General features: G+C 71.3%; 15 protein-coding genes. 7 read left to right on the top strand and 8 right to left on the bottom strand.

Annotated elements, in window-relative coordinates:
• Positions 1 to 41: 41 nt before the first annotated feature.
• Both H286_RS0109930 and H286_RS0109925 read left to right on the top strand, forming a co-directional pair.
• Positions 42 to 1,484 (top strand): TrkH family potassium uptake protein, encoded by a 1,443-nt coding sequence (locus H286_RS0109930; RefSeq protein WP_020098035.1) that lies wholly within the window; start codon positions 42 to 44, stop codon positions 1,482 to 1,484.
• On the top strand, positions 1,477 to 2,148 hold the full coding sequence (locus H286_RS0109925; RefSeq protein WP_026302859.1) for a potassium channel family protein: 672 nt from the start codon (positions 1,477 to 1,479) through the stop codon (positions 2,146 to 2,148). The genes H286_RS0109930 and H286_RS0109925 overlap by 8 nt, the downstream gene beginning before the upstream one ends.
• A gap of 9 nt (positions 2,149 to 2,157) precedes the next feature.
• Here the strand turns inward: H286_RS0109925 and H286_RS0109920 are convergent, their stop codons facing one another.
• Entirely contained in the window at positions 2,158 to 2,655 is a 498-nt protein-coding gene (locus H286_RS0109920) for a MarR family winged helix-turn-helix transcriptional regulator (protein WP_018186839.1), read from the bottom strand.
• Between the two features lie 65 nt (positions 2,656 to 2,720).
• Here H286_RS0109920 and H286_RS0109915 point away from each other — a divergent pair, with 65 nt between their 5' ends.
• A complete protein-coding gene (locus H286_RS0109915; protein ID WP_020098033.1) occupies positions 2,721 to 3,977 on the top strand; it encodes an MFS transporter in 1,257 nt (418 codons plus the stop codon).
• A gap of 9 nt (positions 3,978 to 3,986) precedes the next feature.
• Here the strand turns inward: H286_RS0109915 and proC are convergent, their stop codons facing one another.
• Complete coding sequence (proC, locus tag H286_RS0109910) at positions 3,987 to 4,820, bottom strand: pyrroline-5-carboxylate reductase (RefSeq protein ID WP_020098032.1); 834 nt, start codon at positions 4,818 to 4,820, stop codon at positions 3,987 to 3,989.
• A gap of 59 nt (positions 4,821 to 4,879) precedes the next feature.
• On the opposite strand from proC, the gene H286_RS0109905 reads away from it, so the two are divergent.
• Positions 4,880 to 5,992 (top strand): alpha/beta fold hydrolase, encoded by a 1,113-nt coding sequence (locus tag H286_RS0109905; protein ID WP_020098031.1) that lies wholly within the window; start codon positions 4,880 to 4,882, stop codon positions 5,990 to 5,992.
• Positions 5,993 to 6,001: 9 nt separating this feature from the next.
• Here the strand turns inward: H286_RS0109905 and tadA are convergent, their stop codons facing one another.
• The gene (gene tadA, locus H286_RS0109900; RefSeq protein WP_018186835.1) at positions 6,002 to 6,430 is read right to left on the bottom strand and encodes a tRNA adenosine(34) deaminase TadA; all 429 of its coding nucleotides are present in this window, start codon (positions 6,428 to 6,430) and stop codon (positions 6,002 to 6,004) included.
• Between the two features lie 68 nt (positions 6,431 to 6,498).
• On the opposite strand from tadA, the gene upp reads away from it, so the two are divergent.
• The gene (gene upp, locus H286_RS0109895) at positions 6,499 to 7,131 is read left to right on the top strand and encodes a uracil phosphoribosyltransferase (RefSeq protein ID WP_018186834.1); all 633 of its coding nucleotides are present in this window, start codon (positions 6,499 to 6,501) and stop codon (positions 7,129 to 7,131) included.
• Here the strand turns inward: upp and H286_RS0109890 are convergent.
• On the bottom strand, positions 7,116 to 10,652 hold the full coding sequence (locus tag H286_RS0109890) for a TM0106 family RecB-like putative nuclease (protein WP_020098030.1): 3,537 nt from the start codon (positions 10,650 to 10,652) through the stop codon (positions 7,116 to 7,118). The two genes, upp and H286_RS0109890, sit on opposite strands and share 16 nt — an antisense overlap.
• 22 nt (positions 10,653 to 10,674) lie before the next feature.
• Positions 10,675 to 11,574: a hypothetical protein gene (locus H286_RS0109885; RefSeq protein WP_020098029.1), complete on the bottom strand. Its 900-nt coding sequence runs from the start codon at positions 11,572 to 11,574 to the stop codon at positions 10,675 to 10,677.
• Between the two features lie 56 nt (positions 11,575 to 11,630).
• On the opposite strand from H286_RS0109885, the gene H286_RS0109880 reads away from it, so the two are divergent.
• A complete protein-coding gene (locus H286_RS0109880) occupies positions 11,631 to 13,697 on the top strand; it encodes an NAD(+) synthase (protein WP_020098028.1) in 2,067 nt (688 codons plus the stop codon).
• 22 nt (positions 13,698 to 13,719) lie between these two features.
• Positions 13,720 to 14,277: a nucleosidase gene (locus tag H286_RS0109875; protein WP_018186830.1), complete on the top strand. Its 558-nt coding sequence runs from the start codon at positions 13,720 to 13,722 to the stop codon at positions 14,275 to 14,277.
• Positions 14,278 to 14,292: 15 nt separating this feature from the next.
• Here the strand turns inward: H286_RS0109875 and H286_RS0109870 are convergent, their stop codons facing one another.
• From H286_RS0109870 to H286_RS0109860, 3 genes are read right to left on the bottom strand one after another with little or no spacing between them, the layout of a single operon-like run.
• Positions 14,293 to 14,472, bottom strand: a complete 180-nt coding sequence (locus H286_RS0109870; protein WP_018186829.1) for a hypothetical protein — start codon at positions 14,470 to 14,472, stop codon at positions 14,293 to 14,295.
• 4 nt (positions 14,473 to 14,476) lie between these two features.
• Positions 14,477 to 17,479, bottom strand: a complete 3,003-nt coding sequence (locus H286_RS0109865; protein ID WP_018186828.1) for an AAA family ATPase — start codon at positions 17,477 to 17,479, stop codon at positions 14,477 to 14,479.
• Positions 17,476 to 18,624 (bottom strand): exonuclease SbcCD subunit D, encoded by a 1,149-nt coding sequence (locus H286_RS0109860; protein ID WP_020665440.1) that lies wholly within the window; start codon positions 18,622 to 18,624, stop codon positions 17,476 to 17,478. The genes H286_RS0109865 and H286_RS0109860 overlap by 4 nt, the downstream gene beginning before the upstream one ends.
• Between the last annotated feature and the right edge of the window lie 3 nt (positions 18,625 to 18,627).

The raw sequence follows: 18,627 nt of genomic DNA, 5'->3' as shown, positions 1-18,627 counted from the left end.
GGGAGTACCATGACAACGATCCGAACGAGGAAGGGGCGCGGATGACGGGCTTATCCGTCGACGAGCGCGCCCGACGGCGCGGACCGGCGTGGCATCGCCGCGCGTCCTCCGCGATGCGCGACCTGGCCACGGCATCGCCGTCCCGGTTCGCCGTCCTCGTCTTCTCGGCGCTGATCCTCGTCTTCACCGCTCTCTTCTCGCTGCCGATCATGGCCTCGGACGGCCGGGTGACCCCGCTCCCCGACGCGCTGTTCACGGCGGTTTCGACGATCTGCGTCACGGGCCTCTCGACCGTCGACATGGCGACCCACTGGTCGCCCCTCGGTCACGTCGTCGTGTTCATCGGCGTCAACGTCGGCGCCCTCGGCGTGCTGACTCTCGCCTCGATCCTCGGCCTCGTGATCTCCAAGCGACTCGGACTCCGGGCCAAGCTCCTCGCCGCGGGCGACAGCAACCCGATGCGCGCGCACGGCGGCCCGGTCAACGAGGGCCAGGCCGTGCGCCTGGGCGAGGTCGGTCAGCTGCTCGCCACGGTCGCGCTCTCGACCCTCGTCATCGAAGCCGCCCTCGCGATCCTCCTCTACCCGCTGCTGCTGGCGAGCGGGGTCGACGCCGTCACCGCGCTCTGGGAAGCGCCGTACTACGCGGCGATGGCCTTCACGAACACCGGTTTCGCGCCGAACGCCGAAGGGCTCGCGCCCTTCGCCCAGAACTACCTGCTCCTCACCGTCCTCATGGCGGGGGTCTTCCTCGGGTCGATCGGCTTCCCGGTCATCTACGCACTCTGGAAGCACCAGTGGCACCTGCGCAAATGGTCGATCCACGTCAAGCTGACGCTGATCACCACGGTCGTCCTGTTCTTCGCCGGCGCCGTCGCCTTCGTGATCCTGGAATACGGCAATCCGAAGACCTTCGGGACGATGGATGCCTGGGACACGACGTTCCAGGCGCTGTTCCTGTCGGCCATGACACGCTCGGGCGGATTCTCGATCATCGACATCGGCGAGATGCACGAGTCCTCGCTCGTCGTGGGGTCGATGCTCATGTTCGTCGGCGGCGGATCCGCGTCGACGGCGGGCGGCATCAAGGTCACCACGCTCGCCGTCCTCGCACTCGCGGTGTGGTCCGAGGCGAAGGGCCGCCCGAGCGTCTCGGCGTTCGGACGCCGCATCCCGAGCGACGTGCAGCGGGTCGCCCTCTCGGTCGTCGCGTGGGGCGCGACGATCGTCGCACTGTCGACGATCACCATCGCCCACCTGACGAAGGCGCCGCTCGACGAGGTGCTCTTCGACGTGGTGTCGGGCTTCGCGACGGTCGGCCTGTCGACGGGGCTGACGCAGGAACTCCCCGACCCCGCCGTCTTCGTCATGGCCCTGACGATGTTCATGGGGCGCGTTGGTACAGTGACACTCGCCGCGGCGGTGGCCGCGACCAATCGAACGCAGCACTATGCGCTGCCCGTGGAGAGGCCCATCGTTGGTTGAGCAGTTGCGCAGCGATTCGCCCGTCCTCGTCATCGGACTCGGTCGCTTCGGCGCCGCGTGCGCCGGCGAACTCGACCGTCTCGATCGTGATGTCCTCGCGATCGACGACAGCCTCGACCTCGTGCAGAAGTGGTCGGAGCGCGTCACGCACGCCGTTCAGGCCGACGCGCGCAACATCGATGCGCTGAAGCAGATCGGCGCACAGGACTTCCAGGTCGCCGTGGTCGCGGTCGGGTCCTCGATCGAGGCATCCGTCCTCATCACGGCGAACCTCGTCGACCTCAAGGTCCCGCAGATCTGGGCGAAGGCGGTCTCGCAGTCGCACGGCAAGATCCTCGCCCGCGTCGGCGCGAACCACGTGATCTACCCCGAGCGCGAGGCCGGCGAGCGCGTCGCCCACCTCGTGAGCGGCCGGATGCTCGACTTCATCCGCTTCGACGACGACTTCGTGCTGGCCAAGATGTACCCGCCGCGGTTCATCCGCGGCGTCGGCCTGAACGAGTCCGGAGTCCGTTCCAAGTACAACGTGACCGTGGTCGGCGTGAAGAGCCCCGGCAAGCCCTTCCGGTATGCGGAAGCGACGACCGTCGTGACCAACCACGACCTCATCATCGTGTCGGGGACGAACTCCGACATCGAGCGGTTCGCGTCGCTCGACCGCTGAGGACCTCGGTCAGATCTCGCGCTGCGCGTTGGCGAGAAGGCGCGCGAGGAGGCCCGCGAGGGCGTCGCGATCGGCGGGCGAGAATCCGTCGAGCAGCCGCTCGTCGTGAGCGAGGGCACGGGGCATCTCGCGTTCCACGACGGCACGGCCGGCATCCGTCAACGACAGCTGGACGGCTCGGCCGTCCCGGTCGGAGCGCTCGCGGCGCAGCAGCCCGACCGACTCGAGTCGCGTCGTGAGCTTCGTCGTCGCCGCCCCGCTGAGCATCGTCTCGGCTGTCACCTCGCTCGCCCGCAGGGGTCGGTCCATGCGGGCCAGGGCGCAGAGGACGTCGAACTCGGAGCGCGAGACGCCGCTGTCGGCGAGGAGGCGCTCGATCTGCGCGGTCGCGAGCGCGCTCGTGCGGTTGAGCCTCCCCCAGACATCGATGGGAGACGTGTCCATCTCGGGCATCGACGACGCCCAGGCGGCGCGGATGCGGTCGATCAGATCGGCGCGCTCGGTCACGGGTCCACTGTAGCCGTGCGCACCCATTTAGTTCACTAGTAAATCATCGGTGTACAATTGGACGAATGACCGCCCTCGACACCGGAACCACCTCGACCGCCCCCGAGACCACCGCTCCGCGCCTGCTCTCGCAGCCGCCCGCCGTCTGGGCCATCGCCTTCGCCGCGATGATCGCGTTCATGGGGATCGGGCTCGTCGGCCCCATCCTGCCCACGGTCGCAGCCACGCTGCACGCCGCCCCCGTCGAGACGTCGTTCCTGTTCACGAGCTACCTCGCCGTGACCGCCTCGGCGATGTTCTTCACGAGCTGGCTGTCGACACGTATCGGCACGCGCGCCGTCATGATCCTGGGGCTCTCCGTCATCGCCCTCGCCGCCGTCGGCTGCGCCCTGTCTCCGACCATCGGCGCCCTGATCGCCTGCCGCGCCGTGTGGGGCCTCGGCAACGCGCTGTTCCTCTCGACCGCGCTCGCGTCGATCGTCTCGGCCTCCGGCGGACGCAGCGAGCACGCCGTCATCTTCTACGAGGCCGCACTCGGCATCGGGCTGGCCGTCGGCCCGCTCGTGGGTGGCCTGCTCGGCGAGATCGGCTGGTTCGCGGCGTTCTGGGGAACCGCATCCCTCCTCGCCGTCGGCGTCGTCGCCCTCCTCACCCTCGTCCGCGACCCCGGGCACGCCGCGCAGCGCAGCTCGATCGGCGCGCCCTTCCGCGCCTTCGCCGACAAGGGGCTGCTCGCGATCAGCGTCGTCGCCTTCCTCTACAACGCCGGCTTCTTCGTCACACTGTCGTACACGCCCTACGCCCTCGAGCTGCCGGCCGTCGGGATCGGCCTGGTCATGATGGGCTTCGGCATCGGCCTCGCGATCGCCGGCGTGCTCATCGCCCCGCGACTGACGAAGCGGTACTCGGTCGTCTGGGTGCTGTTCTGGTTCCTCGTCGCCTTCGCCGCAACCCACGTCGCCGCCTCGCTCAGCGCAGGCTCGCGTCCCCTGCTCGTCGTCTGCGTCGTGCTCCTCGGCGTCGAGATCGGCGCGGTGAACACGATCCTCACCGAAGCGGCGATGGAGGCGACGACCCTGCCGCGTGCCGTCGCGAGCTCGGCCTACTCCGGATTCCGTTTCTTCGGCGGCGCCATCGGCGCACCCGTCGGCACCGCCCTCGCGGTGTACGGCGTCGGCGCCCCCTACGCGGCCGCGGCGGTGTCGACCGCGGTCGGCGCAGCCATCCTGTTCGCCGTTCGCCGCGTCGTCGGCCGGGCCGACCACACCGCGGTGCTCAGCGAGCGGACGACGGCCGAGGACCTCACCCTCGGCGACGCCTGAGCGCCGGCCTCAGACGCCGGTCGCCAGCTCGCGCGCGCGGGCCAGCGCGGCATCCGTCGCCTGCGCGAAGAGACCGTCGAGGTTCCCCGTCTGCAGGACGCCGATGGCGCGCTCGGTCGTCCCCTTCGGGCTCGTGACGCGGCGGCGGAGTTCGGCGGGATCCTCCCCTGATGCCGCGAGCAGCGCGGTCGCCCCGATGAAGGTCTGCTCGGCCATGAGCCGCGCATCGGCCTCGTCGAACCCCTTGCCGCGCGCGGCTTCGGTGAGGGCCTCGACGAGCAGGAACACGTAGGCCGGGCCCGACCCCGAGATCGTCGAGAGCGCGTCGATCTGCGCCTCGGGAACCTCGATCACGACGCCGCACGTCTCGAACAGCCGCCGCACGAGGGCGACGTGCTCGGGCGTCGCGGTCGAGCCGGCAGCGAGGCCCGTGACGGCCTTGCCGACGACGGCCGGCGTGTTCGGCATCGAACGGATGACGGGGATGCCGGGGCCGACGATCGCTTCGAAGGTGTCGATCGTGACGCCCGCCGCGAGGCTCACCACGATCGTCCCGGGGCGCAGCGCGCCCGCGATCTCGCGCAGCACGTCGGGCACCATGGCGGGCTTCACCCCGATGAGGACGATGTCGGCGGATGCCGCAGCATCCGTGTTCGCGCTCGGCTCGTCCGCCAGCGCCACGCTGGTGACGGCGTCGAGCCCGTCGAGCTCGCCGGCCTTGGCGGCGGTGCGGTTGGTCACCACGACCGACGATGCTTCTCCCGAGCGTGAGATGCCCTGGGCGATCGCACCCCCCATCGAACCTGCTCCGAGAATGGCGACGGGCGGGAGGTGGTGCGTCATGGACCCATCCTGTCATCGACGCCCTCGGCATGGATGCGGCGGCCGCCTATCATCGGGTCATGACCCTCCTCGACGGAATCTCGTCCCGCATCATCGACACGGACCGCCTGGGCGTCAACATCCTCGAGCGCATCGGCGACGACCCCGGCACCGCGCCCGACCGCACCGTCGTCCTCCTGCACGGCGGGCTCTCCTCCGCCCTCGTCTGGCAGGAGCTCATGCAGGACCTGCCTGCGGAGTTCCGCGTCGTCGCGGTCGATCTGCGCGGGTTCGGCGGCACGGAGCACATGCCGGTCGACGCGAGCCGCGGCGTCCGCGACCTCAGCGACGACGTCGCCGTCGCACTGGCAGAGCTCGGCATCGACGCACCGCATCTCGTCGGTTGGGATCTCGGCGGAGCGGTCGCTCTGCAGTTCGCCCTCGACCACCCCGTGCGGACGATCCTGCTCGAGTCCCCCATCTCGCCCTACGGGCTCGGCGGCACGCGCCTGGACGGCACCCGGTTGACCGACGACGACGCCGGCTGCGGCGCGGGCATGGCGAACGCGGAGTTCGTGCGCCGACTCAACGCCCGCGAATCCGACGAGGAGTCCCCCACCTCGCCGCGGAGCATCTTCCGCTCGTCCTTCGTGGCGGAGGGGTTCACCACCGAGCACGAGGACCTGTGGGTCGAGGCGATGCTGTCGACCTCGACGGCGACCGGCAACTACCCCGGCGAGGCCGTCACCAGCCCGCATTGGCCCGGATACGCTCCGGGCCGCTTCGGCGTGCTCAACGCGCTCGCGCCGTCGAACTTCGACGTGTCGGCGATCGTCGAGCTGCCCGTCAAGCCGACCATCCTGTGGGTGCGCGGCGTCCTCGACCCGATCGTGTCGGACGCATCCTTCTCCGACCCGAACCACCTCGGCGCGCTCGGCATCCTGCCGGACTGGCCCGGCGCCGATATCGCGCCCGCCCAGCCGATGGTGTCGCAGACCCGTGAGGTCCTGCGCCGCTACACGGATGCCGGGGGTGTCGCCACCGAGCTCGCGCTCCCCGGCGTGGGCCACACGCCGCACCTCGAGCGTCCCGCGGTCTTCCGTCGCGCTCTGCTCGAGCTGACGGGGTACATCGGGTCGCCGGCATCCCCCGCCCCGCCGACCGAGGCGATCATCCTCAGCTCGTCCGACTGACGCGCGGGATCAGCGCTTCTCGTCGAAGAACGCGCGCAGGAGCGTCGCACCCTCCTCGGCCCGCACGCCGCCCAGGACCTCGGCGCGGTGCGGCATCCTGCGGTCGCGCAGCAGATCGTGGACCGATCCGGCGGCGCCTGCCTTCTCGTCCCACGCTCCGAACACGACTCGGCCGACGCGCGTCTGCAGGATCGCCCCGGCGCACATGACACACGGCTCGAGGGTGACGACGAGGGTGCAGTCCTCGAGGTTCCAGGACCCCAGAGCGGATGCCGCGGCCCGCAGCGCGACGATCTCGGCATGCGCGAGGGGGTCGCCGTCGCGCTCGCGCAGGTTGCGACCTTCGCCGATGACCTCGCCCGCCCGCGTGACCACCGCGCCGACGGGGACATCACCGTGGGCGGGGGCGGATGCCGCGAGTTCCAGCGCCCTCGTCATCGCCGCATCATCGGCGGCGGGAACGGGCAGACTCACGAGGTCAGCGTAGCCCCGGTACCCTTGGGCTCATGCGTGTGCACGTCGCCGACCACCCCCTCATCACCCACAAGCTCACGGTGCTGCGCGACAAGCGCACCACCTCACCGGTCTTCCGCCAGTTGACGGAGGAGCTCATCACGCTCCTCGCGTACGAGGCGACCCGCGGCGTCCGCGTCGAGGAGATCGAGATCGACACCCCGGTCACCCGCACGACCGGACTCAAGATCAGCGAGCCCCGCCCGCTGGTCGTCCCGATCCTCCGCGCCGGTCTCGGCATGCTCGAGGGCATGACGACGCTGCTGCCGACGGCCGAGGTCGGCTTCCTCGGCATGGCTCGCAACGAGGAGACCTTCGAGCCGTACACGTACGCCGAGCGGCTTCCCGACGACCTGAGCGATCGGCAGTGCTTCGTCCTCGACCCGATGCTCGCCACCGGCGGCTCGCTCGGTGCCGCGATCGACTTCCTCTTCGCGCGCGGCGCGCAGGACGTCACCGCGGTCTGCATCCTCGCCGCCCCCGAAGGCGTCGCCGCCATCGAGAAGCAGGTCGGCGACCGCGATGTGACCCTCGTGCTGGGCGCGATGGACGAGCGCCTCAACGAGAAGGGCTACATCGTCCCCGGCCTCGGCGACGCGGGCGACCGCCTCTACGGGACGGTCTGAGGCGGCACCGTCTGAGACAGCTCGGTCTGGGGCGGCACCGCCCCCTCTGCTGATGCCGTCCCGACCAGACGGGCGAACGCGCTGAGACGCGCGACCCCGTCGGGCGTGCGCGGCAGGTCGTCGAGCAAGCCCGTGCTGTAGACGACATAGGCCGTGTGCATCGCACGCGAGACGGCGACGTTGATGCGGTTCTGCAGCAGTAGGAACTCGAGCCCGCGCGGCGCATCGCGACCCGACGACGCCGCGAGCGAGACGACGACGACGGCCGCCTCCTGCCCCTGGAACCGGTCCACCGTCCCGACGCGCACGCCGGGGAACCCTGCCGCGACGAGCGCCTCTTCGACGAGCACCTGCTGCGCGTTGTAGGGCGTGACGACGATGACATCCTCGGGTGCGAGGGGACGGGTGGCGTCGCCGTCGGACCAGGGGGTGCCGCTGAGGTCGCGGACGATCCGGACGACCTCCTCCGCCTCCTCCGGCGACTGGGTCGCGTTGCGCGTGTGGGCGATCGGCACGGGGATCACACCGGCGGGCACGCCCTCGAGCCGCCGGAGCGCCGTGTCGGGGTGTGCCTCGAGCCGGCCCTCGTAGGCGAGCTGCGAGACGGGTTCGGCGACCTCCGGCCGCATCCGTCGCGTGCGGGCGAGGAAGTAGCCGCGATCTGCCGGGATGACCGCATGGTCGTCCATCACCCACGCGAGTGCCGACGTGTCGACGGGCTCGGGGTGGGTGCCCTGGCTGACCTGAGGCAGCTGCTGCGGGTCGCCGAGCAGCAGCAGCCGCTTCGCGGCGGCCGAGACCGCGATGGTCGAGGCGAGCGAGAACTGACCCGCCTCGTCGATGACGAGCAGATCGAGCGAGCGGCGCCCGACCCGTCCGGTGTGGGTGAGGTCCCATGCCGTGCCGCCCACGACGAACCCCGCGGGCTGGGAGTCGATGTAGGCGGAGAGCTGGTTCTTGGCGATGACGGTGAAGCGTTCCTGCCCGGTGGCGGGCCCCTTGGGCGCCTTGGCGACCTGCGCCGCATCCACCCCCGCCTCGACGATCCGGTCGAGCATGTGCTCCACCACGTTGTGCGACTGCGCGACGACGCCGACGCGGAAGCCGCGCTCGCGAACGAGGCGCGCCACGACGTGCGACCCGACGTAGGTCTTGCCCGTCCCCGGAGGGCCCTGCACGGCGAGGTAGCCGTCGGTCGCCTCAGCGAGCGCCGCGGAGATGTCGGCGACGTCGTCGCCGGTGCGCGGCAACGGAGTCTCACGGCGCGGCGGGCGGCGGAGCAGCAGGTCGGTCGCGGGATCGGTCGGCAATGCCGGCGCCGCGGCGAGCACGGCGTCGGCCCACTCGTCGATGGCCGCCTGCTGGCTGCCCGCTCGCGGTGGCGCGGGCGGCGTGAGCGCGACGGGCAGCTCCTGCCAGGTGAACCCCTGATAGGCGTTCTCCTCGATCACGACACCGTCGTCGAGGACGTCGACGACGGAGATGGACCGCGCCGCGTGGATCCACCGCGGGCTCGTCTCGATGGGGAACGGCGCCGGCAGCTCGTAGACGGCATACGGGCTCTGCCCCACGGTCACCCGCGTGCCGGGAGCGAACTCGCCCCGGATCTCGACGACACGGCGGACGGCGGTCAGGCCTTCCGGGCGGTGCCAGTCGGTGAGCACCCGGCAGCGGTCGCGATCGACGACCACGACGTCGCGGGTGTCCTCCCAGACCGACACCGGCTCGCGGAGGCGGAGGAAATGCGTCGCCCAGAAGGTCTTCGCCTCGCGCGGGTAGTAGTCGATCGCCGCCGCCCCGAGTCGGAGCGCCTCTGCGACCGATTCGTCCTCGGCGTCGGCAGCGAACCGGGCGAGCGAATCGGCGCGCGGCGAGGGCTCGTAGACGGCTTCGCCGGCGTCGGGCTCCCGCGAGGGCACGAGGTTCGCCTCGCGGGCCCGCTCCACGAGCCAGTCGCGCAGCCGACGCGTCGACACGCAGTCGTAGCGGTTGTAGTCGGCGAGGTCGTCGAGGATCATACGCGCGGCCTCGTCATCGCCGGCATCCTGCAATCCGCGGGCCTCGACGTAGCGGACGATCGAGTCGTCCCCGCGCTGCACGTCGCTCGTGCGCACCTCGTCGCCCATGTAGAGCGGTTCGAGCTTCTTGATGGAGTACGACCGCGAGCCGACGCGCAGGGCACGCCGGACGATCGGGTATAGGTCGACGAACACTCCGTCGCGGAGCAGCCGATCGACGGCCGCTTCGCCCACGCCGTGCCGTGCCGCCATGGCGAGCAGGTGCGTCGGCTCGTACGGTGCGTAGTGGTAGATGTGCAGGCCCGGGTGGGCACGGCGACGGACGGCGACGAACTCGAGGAAGTCCTCGAGCGCGCGCTTCTCGTCGGCGAAGGAGTGGGCCCACAGCGCGGAGTACTGCTCGGTCTCGTCGACCCAGCCGAACAGGTAATCGATCCCCCACTGCACGGCGGCGCCCTCGGTGTAGAGCGGGTCGCCCTCGAAGTCGAAGAACAGGTCGCCGTGGTCGGGTCGTGGCAGTGCCCCCAGGGCCTTGGGGAAGACGACGTCGAACGTCGGGATCGCGGGCCCCGTCCCGGCGGGGGCGTCGTCGACGCCGCCGGCGGGGCTCTCGAGCTGCAGGCGCGCCTGGGTCCGGAGCCCCGAGAAGGTGTCCCACGACATCCGAGGAGGAGCGTCGCGGGATGCCGCGAGGTCGTCGATCGTCGTGATGCCCGCCGCGCGGAGGCGGTCGCGTTGGACGGGACGCATGCCGGCTACCAGCAACAGGTCGCGGTGGGAGACGACCTCGAGATCGCACGTCGCGCACCGTCCGCACGCGACGACCCGGAGCTCGCCGCGGTCATCGCCCCAAGGGATGGGCTCGCCTGCCGCACCGGCGGCGAGGTCCCGGTCGGCGATGAGCGCGCGGAGGCGCTCGCGTCGCAGTGAGAAGACCGGCATGAGGTCGCGGACGGCGTGCGTCGAGGTCGTGCCGTCGCCGAGGAGCAGGTGCACCTCGTCGGCGCGGGGCACACCGAGCCGGTCGAGCTGATCCACGTATGCCGCCAGCTGCATGAGGGCCGTGACCCGCGCGTGGCGGGCGAGTTTGGTGTCCTGCACGATCCAGCGGCCGTCGTCGCCGCGGACGAGGAAGTCGGCGAAGCCGACGAACTCCTCGGTCGAGAACGCCGCCTGGTAGACGACGTGGACGGCGGGATCGACGAGCGCCGCATCGGTCGCGGCGACCGCCGCCGCCAGGCCCGCGGCATCCGACGACCTGGTCTCGGGGATCTCGACGACCGCCCCCGGGTGCGCGGCGCGGTAGGCCTCGTACACCCGCCGCTCGTGCTGGGTGCCGAGGCGGCCCGCGCGTTCGAGGGTGAGGTCTTCCGGGTCGTCGACCGCCGCGATCCGGCCGAGCTTCGCGTCGATCGCCCGCAGCCAGGCGAATTCGCACTCGGCCGCGGCTTTCAGGTCGCTCGCGCTCCAGACGATCCGGCCGTCGTCTTCGATGTATCGCATGATCCCCTCTCGGGAATCGACACTATCCGCGGTCGCCGACACTCTTCCCGAGCATGCCGCGACGCCACCCGTCCATGCGCTGCTGCGCGAACGTCGTCCCGAGCTCGTGGCGCATCTCGGGATGCTCCGCCCAGAACCGGATGGAGGCGTAGATGAGCCACGCGTGGGCGCGGAAGCCGCTGACGTTCAGGTCGAGCAGGATCTCGTCGTCGGCGGCGCGCAGTTCGACGGACGGGGTGAAGTCCCCCGTCGTCTCGTCGACGGCCGACACCGTCGGAGCGACGCGCGCGATGCGGGACCAGTCGATGTCGTCCGTGTCATCGAGGTAGTAGCGGGTCACACCCGACGGTCCGATCCCGACGCCGATCGGCAGCCGACCGAAGGATGCCGCGCGCCACGTCGAGACGATCGCGATGCTGCCCGCCAGGAGGACCACGAGAGCCCCCAGGAGCAGCGGGATGAGCCAGATGAGGGCGAGGGCGGCATCCGTCGTCACGGACCGGACGATCGCCCAGACGAACGCCGCGGTCGACACGACGCCCGCCACGGTGAACCACGCGCTCACCCACGACCCTGCACCGCGCTCGCGGAAGAAGTGCACCCATGAGTCGGGAGGGCGCTTCTCCGCTCGCGTCAGGGCGACGGCGTTGAGGAGTTCCGGCATGCCCCGTTCACCGCCGGCGCGCTCGAAGTGGACGCCGAACCCGAGCGTCGCGCCCGCGAAGACGAGCACCCACCACGTCGCGGCACCGACGTTCCCGCCGAGCACCGCGAACGCGAGCGCCGCACCGCTCCCGAGCACGACCAGGCTGTAGATCACGACCGTCCACGGACGGATGCGGGTGGGCGTGCCGACCCGCCAGTCCTTCGGGAGCGGATACGGCGGCGGGAGCGGCGGGTATCCGACGGCACGGGTGGGCACCTGACGATGAAAGCACAGGCTGCCGCACGCGGGCGGGCACCTGACAGACTGGAGCCGTGACCCAGGACCTCCCGTTCGAGAACCCCTACCGGCACGGTTTCGCGCGCGTCGCCGCGTGCACGGTGCCGGTCGCGATCGCCGATCCGGCGACCAACGCCGAGGCGGTCCTGACCAGCGCCCGCGCCTGCCACGACGAGGGTGTGGCCGTCGCCGTCTTCCCCGAACTCTGCCTCTCGGGGTACGCGATCGAGGACCTCGTCATGCAGGACGTCGTGCTCGACGCCGTCCTCACGGCCATCGAGGCGCTCGTCGCGGCATCCGTCGACCTGTCCCCCCTCCTCGTCGTCGGCGCACCGCTGCGCATCCAGAACCGGCTCTACAACTGCGCCGTCGTCATCCACCGCGGGCGCGTGCTCGGCGTCGCGCCCAAGTCCCACCTGCCCACCTACCGCGAGTTCTACGAGTCCCGCTGGTACGCGCGCGGCGACGGCGCGCCCGACACCGTGACGCTTGCGGGCGACGAGGTGCCGGTCGGCACCGACCTGCTCTTCGAGGCGACCGACGTCCCCGGACTCGTCGTCCACGCCGAGATCTGCGAGGACTTCTGGGTGCCGGTGCCGCCGTCCTCGCACGCGGCCCTCGCCGGCGCGACCGTCCTCCTGAACCTCTCGGGCAGCCCGATCACGATCGCCCGCGCCGAGGACCGCCGCGTCCTCGCGCAGTCGCAGTCCTTCCGCTGCCTCGCCGCCTACGTGTACGCCGCCGCCGGCCAGGGCGAGTCGACGAACGACGTCTCGTGGGACGGGCAGACGCTGATCTACGAGAACGGCACGCTCCTCGCCGAGACCGAGCGCTTCCCCGACGGACCGCGGCACGCGATCGCCGACATCGACCTCGATCGCCTCCGCCAGGACCGCCTGCGTCAGGGCACCTTCGAGGACAACGCCCGCAGCGAATCCACCTGGTCGAATCGCATCCCCTTCACGGTCGGGCCCGCGGCATCCGTCTCGGGGCTCCGCCGCCCGCTCGACCGGTTCCCCTTCGTGCCGGACGACCCCGCCCGCCTCGACCTCGACTGCTACGAGGCCTTCAACATCCAGGTGTCGGGTCTCGAGCAGCGCCTCCGCGCGATCGGGCAGCCGAAGCCCGTGATCGGCGTCTCGGGCGGGCTCGACTCGACCCACGCCCTCCTCGTCGTCGCGCGCGCCATGGACCGCATGGGACGCCCGCGCAGCGACATCCTGGCCTTCACGATGCCGGGCTTCGCGACCGGCGAGCACACGAAGTCGAACGCGATCGCCCTCGCCGAGGCGATCGGCGCGACGATCGAGACGATCGACATCCGTCCGATGGCGACCGAGCTGCTGGCCGGGCTCGGGCATCCGTTCGCGAAGGGCGAGCCCGTCTACGACGTGACGTTCGAGAACGTGCAGGCCGGCGCCCGCACCGACTTCCTGTTCCGCCTCGCCAACCAGCGCGGCGGCGTGGTCATCGGCACGTCGGACCTGTCGGAGCTCGCCCTCGGCTGGGCGACCTACGGTGTCGGCGATCACATGGCCCACTACGGCGTCAACGCGGGCGTGCCCAAGACCCTCATCCAGCACCTCATCCGCTGGGTGATCGCGCACAGCGACGAGTCGGGCGCGACTCTGACCGACCGTGCGAAGGAGGTGCTCCAGGCCGTCCTCGACACCGAGATCAGCCCCGAGCTCGTGCCGGCCGGTCAGGACGGCAAAGTCCAGTCGACCGAGAGCACGATCGGGCCGTACGCCCTGCACGACTTCACGCTCTTCCACGTGCTCCGCTACGGCTTCCGCCCGTCGAAGATCGTCTTCCTCGCCGAGCACGCCTGGTCGGATGCGGAGACCGGAGCGTGGCCTCCGGGCTTCCCCGCCGACGACCGGTTCGCCTACGACCGCGCGACCATCGTGCGGTGGATGCGGGTGTTCCTGAAGCGCTACTTCGGGTTCGCGCAGTTCAAACGCAGCGCCGTCCCGAACGCGCCGAAGGTGTCGCCCGCCGGCTCACTCTCGCCGCGCGGCGACTGGCGTGCACCGTCCGACGGCAACGCGACGGCGTGGCTCGCGGAGCTCGATGCGGCCTTCCCCGGCGAAGCGTCCTGATCCACGGTGGGATGATGGTTCGGTGAAGCTCCTCGTCGCCGCTCTGGATTCCGAACTCGTCGCCTTCCCCGAGGAGCTCCCCGGCTTCGACCGGCTCGTCACCGGGCCCGGCAAGCTGCAGGCCACGTACGCCCTGACGCGAGCGCTGGACCGCGCGAGCTACGACGAGATCGTGGTCGTCGGCACCGCCGGATCGGTGGATGCCGAGACGGTGGGTGTGCACGAGGTGACCACCGCGCTGCAGCACGACGTGTCGGACGTCGACGGCGTCGCAGGTCAGCACGTCTCGCTGCCGCCGACGGTGTCGATCGCCGGCCGCGAGGGGACGACGATCGCGACGGGCGACCACTTCGTCGACGACGCCGACACGGTCGAGGCGATCCGCGCCCTCGGCGGAACACTCGTCGACATGGAGGCATACGCCTACATCTGGGTGGCCCAGCAGTTCGGTGTGCCGATCCGCATCCTGAAGGCGGTCTCTGACAGCGCGCAGGACGATGCGATCACCGACTGGCGTGACGCCGTCGCGATCTGCAGCGGTCAGCTGCGCGAGCGCATCAGCGAGCTGTACGGCGTCTGACGTCCGCGAGAGACCTCAGGCGTCCCGGCGGCTGAACAGCGAACGCAGCACGAAGAAGACGATCAGCGCGACGACGGCGACGAGCAGGAGCTTGCCGACGAGGAAGATCGCCTTGAGCGCGATGTCGACGACGATCCACGCGATGATCACCGCGACGACGACGCCGAGGATGGTCCAGATCGTGCCTTTTCTCATGCCTTCAGCCTAAGGGCTGCGCCACGACGTCCTGCCGGACGATGCTGGGGCCTTCGGGGGTCGCCTCGACGACGAGCTGGGCGGGGATCTGCTCCTTCATCGCCTCGACGTGGCTGATGACGCCCACGATACGGCCGCCGGCACGCAGCTCGTCAAGAGTCCGCATCGCGAGCTCGAGTGTCTCGGGGTCGAGCGAGCCGAAGCCCTCGTCGATGAACAGCGTGTCGAGCCGGATGCCGCCGGCACGCGACGTGACCACTTCGGCGAGTCCCAGGGCGAGCGCGAGCGAGGCCAGGAAGGTCTCGCCGCCCGAGAGCGACTGCGGCGAGCGGAGCCGTCCCGTGTGCGCGTCGAGGACCTCGATGGACAGACCGGATGCCGCGCCCCGAGCCTGCTTCGCATCGGAGTGACGCAGGGTGTACCGGCCCGACGACATCTCGGCCAGGCGCAGGTTCGCGGCGGCGACGATCTCCTCGAGCTCGGCCGCAAGGACGAAGGTCTCGAGGTCCATCTTCATCGTGTTGGGAGCCCTGCCCGCGACGGTGTCGGCGAGACGCGTGATCGCGGCGGCATCCTCGGCCTGGCTCGCAACGGCGCCCGCGGCGGCGTCGATGCGCTCGACCAGGTCGCGCAGGCCCGTCGCGACGTTGACGGAGTCGGCCTCGGCGGTGATCGCGGCGGAGCGGGCCTCGTCCGCCTCGGCCGCTGCGCGTGCCGCGGCGGCCAGGGCTTCGGGCTCGAGGTGCGCGTCGACGGTCTCGAGTTCGAGCTCGAGAGCGCGCGCCCGCGCGGCGGTGAGGGCGGCGGCATGCTCCTCGACCCGATGCGCGAGTCGGCTCGTCTCGTCGGCCGGCAGCAACGCCGCGACGACGTCGTCGAGGGTCTCGAACACCGTGTCGGCGATGCGCGCGTCGCGGTCGCCCGCTGCGGCGTTGGCCGCCTCTCGACGGGTCTGCTCGTCACGACGGGCTTCGAGCAGACGCGCAGCGAGACGGCGGAGCTCCTCATCGGCGGCGATGCGCGCGGCGACGCTCTCGTGATCGCCGCGCGCCGCCTCGACCGCTCGCCGCGCGGTCTGGAGCGTGCCCTCGACCGTCGCGAGCTCTTCGCGCAGAGCGCCCGCGCGCTCTCGAAGAGCAGCTGTTTCGCGGACGGCGTCTGCCTCGAGCGCGTCGATCTGCTCGGCGTCGCGCGTCAGTTCGTCGACGCGCGAACGCGCCGCCGCAGCGGCCGCGAGCTCGTCGTCGAGGTCGGCCAGGGCGGCAGCCAGATCGTCGGCCCCGCGACCGCCTGCCGTGGCCGCGGCCGTCGTGACGGCTTCTCGCGCTGCGGCGGCCGCCCTCGCGGCATCCTTCTCCGCCGCTGCCGCGTCGTCCCGCGCCTTCTCGGCGGCTGCGAGGTCGTCGTCGGTGACCGGTTCGCTGTCGTGCACGGCCGGGCGGGGGTGCGCCGTCGAGCCGCAGACCGCGCACGGTTCACCGTCGGCGAGGGATGCCGCGAGCTCTCCCGCGTACCCGCGCAAGCGGCGGCGGAGCAGCTCTCCGACGCGAGCTGATGCCGCGGCGGAGGCCGCGTTGGCGTCGAGGTACGCGGCGTCGGCGTCGGCCGCGCGGGGAGTCAGCCGCTCAAGCGACCGGGCGGCGTCGAGTCGCGCGTCGAGATCGATGCGCGAGGCGGCGAGGTCATCGTGCCGCCCCGCGATGGCGCGGGCTTCTGCGAGCTGTTTCGCCGCGCGCTGCCTGCGCTCGGGAACGGCCGAGAGCACGGCATCCAGGTCGCGGAGTGCCTCATCCAAGCCGGCCAGCTCGTCGCGGCGACGCTGTTGCGCGTCACCGAGGGCCGCGGCATCCCGCTCCGCCTCGGCGGCAGCCTGGGCGCGGGCGATGCGGCTCGTGAGATCGTCGACCGTCGCGGCGAGGTCGTCGTCCGGCGAACCGCCCGCGGTGTTCCAGGCGTCCTCAGCGGCACGACGATCCGTCTGCGCCGCAGCCAGCACTCCCGCCGCACGCGTCGCGTTCTCGACGGGAGCGCGCAGCGCCTCCGCAGCACGTGCGCGGTCGAGGCGCCCCCGAAGGGCGTCGATCTCGGCGGACTCGGACTCGCGCGCGGAGAGATCCGTGCGCGCCTTCTCAAGGTCGGCAAGACGCTCCGCGATCTGGACGAGCCGCCGATGCTCGGCGGCCGCCGCCTCGGCCCGGGACGTCGCGACCGCTCGTTCGTTACCGCGGGCGTCGACCCGGTACTCGGCTCGGGCGAGTGCGCGCTCGACGGCGTCCTTACGTCCGAGGACGTCGGATTCGAGGGGCGCGTCGCCCGTATCGGTCCCGTGGAGGTCGTGGGCCGCGACCTCGCGCTCGGCGACCTCGAGGAGTGTGCGCACCCTGGCGCCGGTCTCGTCGAGCCGCTTCTGCGCGTCGCGCCGTCGCTCGTCGAGAGCGTCTTTGTACGCCTCGAAGCGCTTGGTCCCGAAGAGGGTGCGAAGCAGCTGCTGGCGTTCAGCGTTGGCCGCGAGCAGGAACCGGGAGAACTTGTTCTGCGCGAGCAGGATGACCTGCTGGAACTGCTGCGCGCTGAGCCCGAGCACCTCGTCGAGGGCGATCCCGACCTCGCGCTGCTTTGCGGCACGTCCGACCCACCGGTCGTCGACCCACTCCTCGAGCTCGGCGCGCGCCGGTTCGAGGGTCAGACCGCCGCCGCGTTTGGCGGGCCGCTCGTATTCGGGCGCGCGCGTCACGCGCCAACGGGTGCCCCCGACCGTGAACTCGAGGCGCACCTCGGTCGGGTCGGTGAGGAAGCTGTGGTCGCTCCGGAGACGCCGGTCGCCGCCCTCGTAGCGCGGTACCGAGCCGTAGAGGGCGAAGCTGACGCCGTCCAGGATGCTGGATTTGCCGGCGCCCGTGCGCCCCGAAATCAGGAAGAGACCGTCGTCGTCGAAGGCGTCGAAGTCGACGACCTGACGCTCGCGGAACGGCCCGAACCCGGTGAGTTCGAGGCGGTGCAGCTTCACGCCATCGCCTCCTGGCGGACGCGCTCGTCGAGCACCTCGTCGATGAGCCCGGCCTCGCGCTCGGTCGCCCCCTGCCCCTCTCGCACGTGCTCGAGGAAGGCCTCGACCAACTCGCGGTCGGAGCGCGCCGCGCGGACGCGGTCGACGTAGGTCGCCGTGTCGCCGGTGCGGACCTTGGCAGGCGCGTGCACGACCTTCGCACAGAAGGGGAACCGCTGCTGCAGCCGACGGAGCGGGTCGGCCTCGGGCAGGTCGTCGGTGTACTCGACGCACACCCATGCCTCCGCATGCTCGGCGAGCGCCTCGTCGGTCAGGATCTCGGCGAACGGACCGCGGAGCGTCACGAGGCGACGGGGAACCGGCAGGTCGAGCCACTCGACGCCGGCGAGGCCGTCGGCATCCAGGTCGATGAGCCAGGAGCCGCGGGGCTTGTCGCCCTCGCCGAAGCTGTAGTGCAGAGGCGCGCCGGCGTAGCGGACACTCTCGGACAGACGCTGCCGCCCGTGGATGTGCCCGAGCGCCATGTAGTCGACACCGTCGAAGGTCGACAGGGGCACGACATCGAGACCGCCCTGCTGGATGTCGCGCTCGAGCTGAGGCGTCGGCTCGACGCCCGCGGCGAAGCAGTGCGCGATCGCCACCGACCGCCCGCCCCGTTCGGCGAGGTCGGCGCGGACGAGGTCCATCGCCCGCCCGAGGACGGCGGCCTGGGTCCGCACCCCCTCCCACCGGTGACGCAGGAGCGCCGGCTCGAGGTACGGGATGCCGTAGAACCGCACCGGCCCGTCGGCGTCCTCGATCGTGAGCGGGGTACCGACGGCATCCGGATCGGTCAGGACGTGGATGCCGTCGCGCAGCAGCCCTGCCTGGAACCCGAGCCGCGCCGCGGAGTCGTGGTTGCCGCTCGTGACGATGACCCGTGCACCCGCGTCGGCGATGCCGCGGAGGACGTCGGACAGGAGCGTGTACGACGCGGCGGCCGGGGTCGCGGAGTCGAACACGTCACCCGCGACGATCACGACGTCGACGCCGTGCTCGCGGACCTGCGCCGTCAGTTCGCTCAGCACACCTCGGAGCGCATCGAGCGTGGAGTGACCGTGGAAGGTCCGCCCGATGTGCCAGTCGGAGGTGTGCAGGATGCGCATGCT

The sequence above is a fragment of the Microbacterium sp. 11MF genome, assembly GCF_000383475.1.
Lineage (GTDB): Bacteria > Actinomycetota > Actinomycetes > Actinomycetales > Microbacteriaceae > Microbacterium > Microbacterium aquilitoris.
The sequence above is the reverse complement of the archived record's forward strand: the minus strand, read 5'-3'. Positions and strand labels throughout refer to the sequence as shown.

Bases quoted from the DNA above. Each gene is read 5' to 3' on its own strand.
- H286_RS0109930 (WP_020098035.1), top strand. From the start codon at position 42: ATGACGGGCTTATCCGTCGACGAGCGCGCCCGACGGCGCGGACCGGCG.
- H286_RS0109915 (WP_020098033.1), top strand. From the start codon at position 2,721: ATGACCGCCCTCGACACCGGAACCACCTCGACCGCCCCCGAGACCACC.
- proC (WP_020098032.1), bottom strand. From the start codon at position 4,820: ATGACGCACCACCTCCCGCCCGTCGCCATTCTCGGAGCAGGTTCGATG.
- H286_RS0109905 (WP_020098031.1), top strand. From the start codon at position 4,880: ATGACCCTCCTCGACGGAATCTCGTCCCGCATCATCGACACGGACCGC.
- tadA (WP_018186835.1), bottom strand. From the start codon at position 6,430: ATGACGAGGGCGCTGGAACTCGCGGCATCCGCCCCCGCCCACGGTGAT.
- upp (WP_018186834.1), top strand. From the start codon at position 6,499: ATGCGTGTGCACGTCGCCGACCACCCCCTCATCACCCACAAGCTCACG.
- H286_RS0109890 (WP_020098030.1), bottom strand. From the start codon at position 10,652: ATGCGATACATCGAAGACGACGGCCGGATCGTCTGGAGCGCGAGCGAC.
- H286_RS0109870 (WP_018186829.1), bottom strand. From the start codon at position 14,472: ATGAGAAAAGGCACGATCTGGACCATCCTCGGCGTCGTCGTCGCGGTG.
- H286_RS0109860 (WP_020665440.1), bottom strand. From the start codon at position 18,624: ATGCGCATCCTGCACACCTCCGACTGGCACATCGGGCGGACCTTCCAC.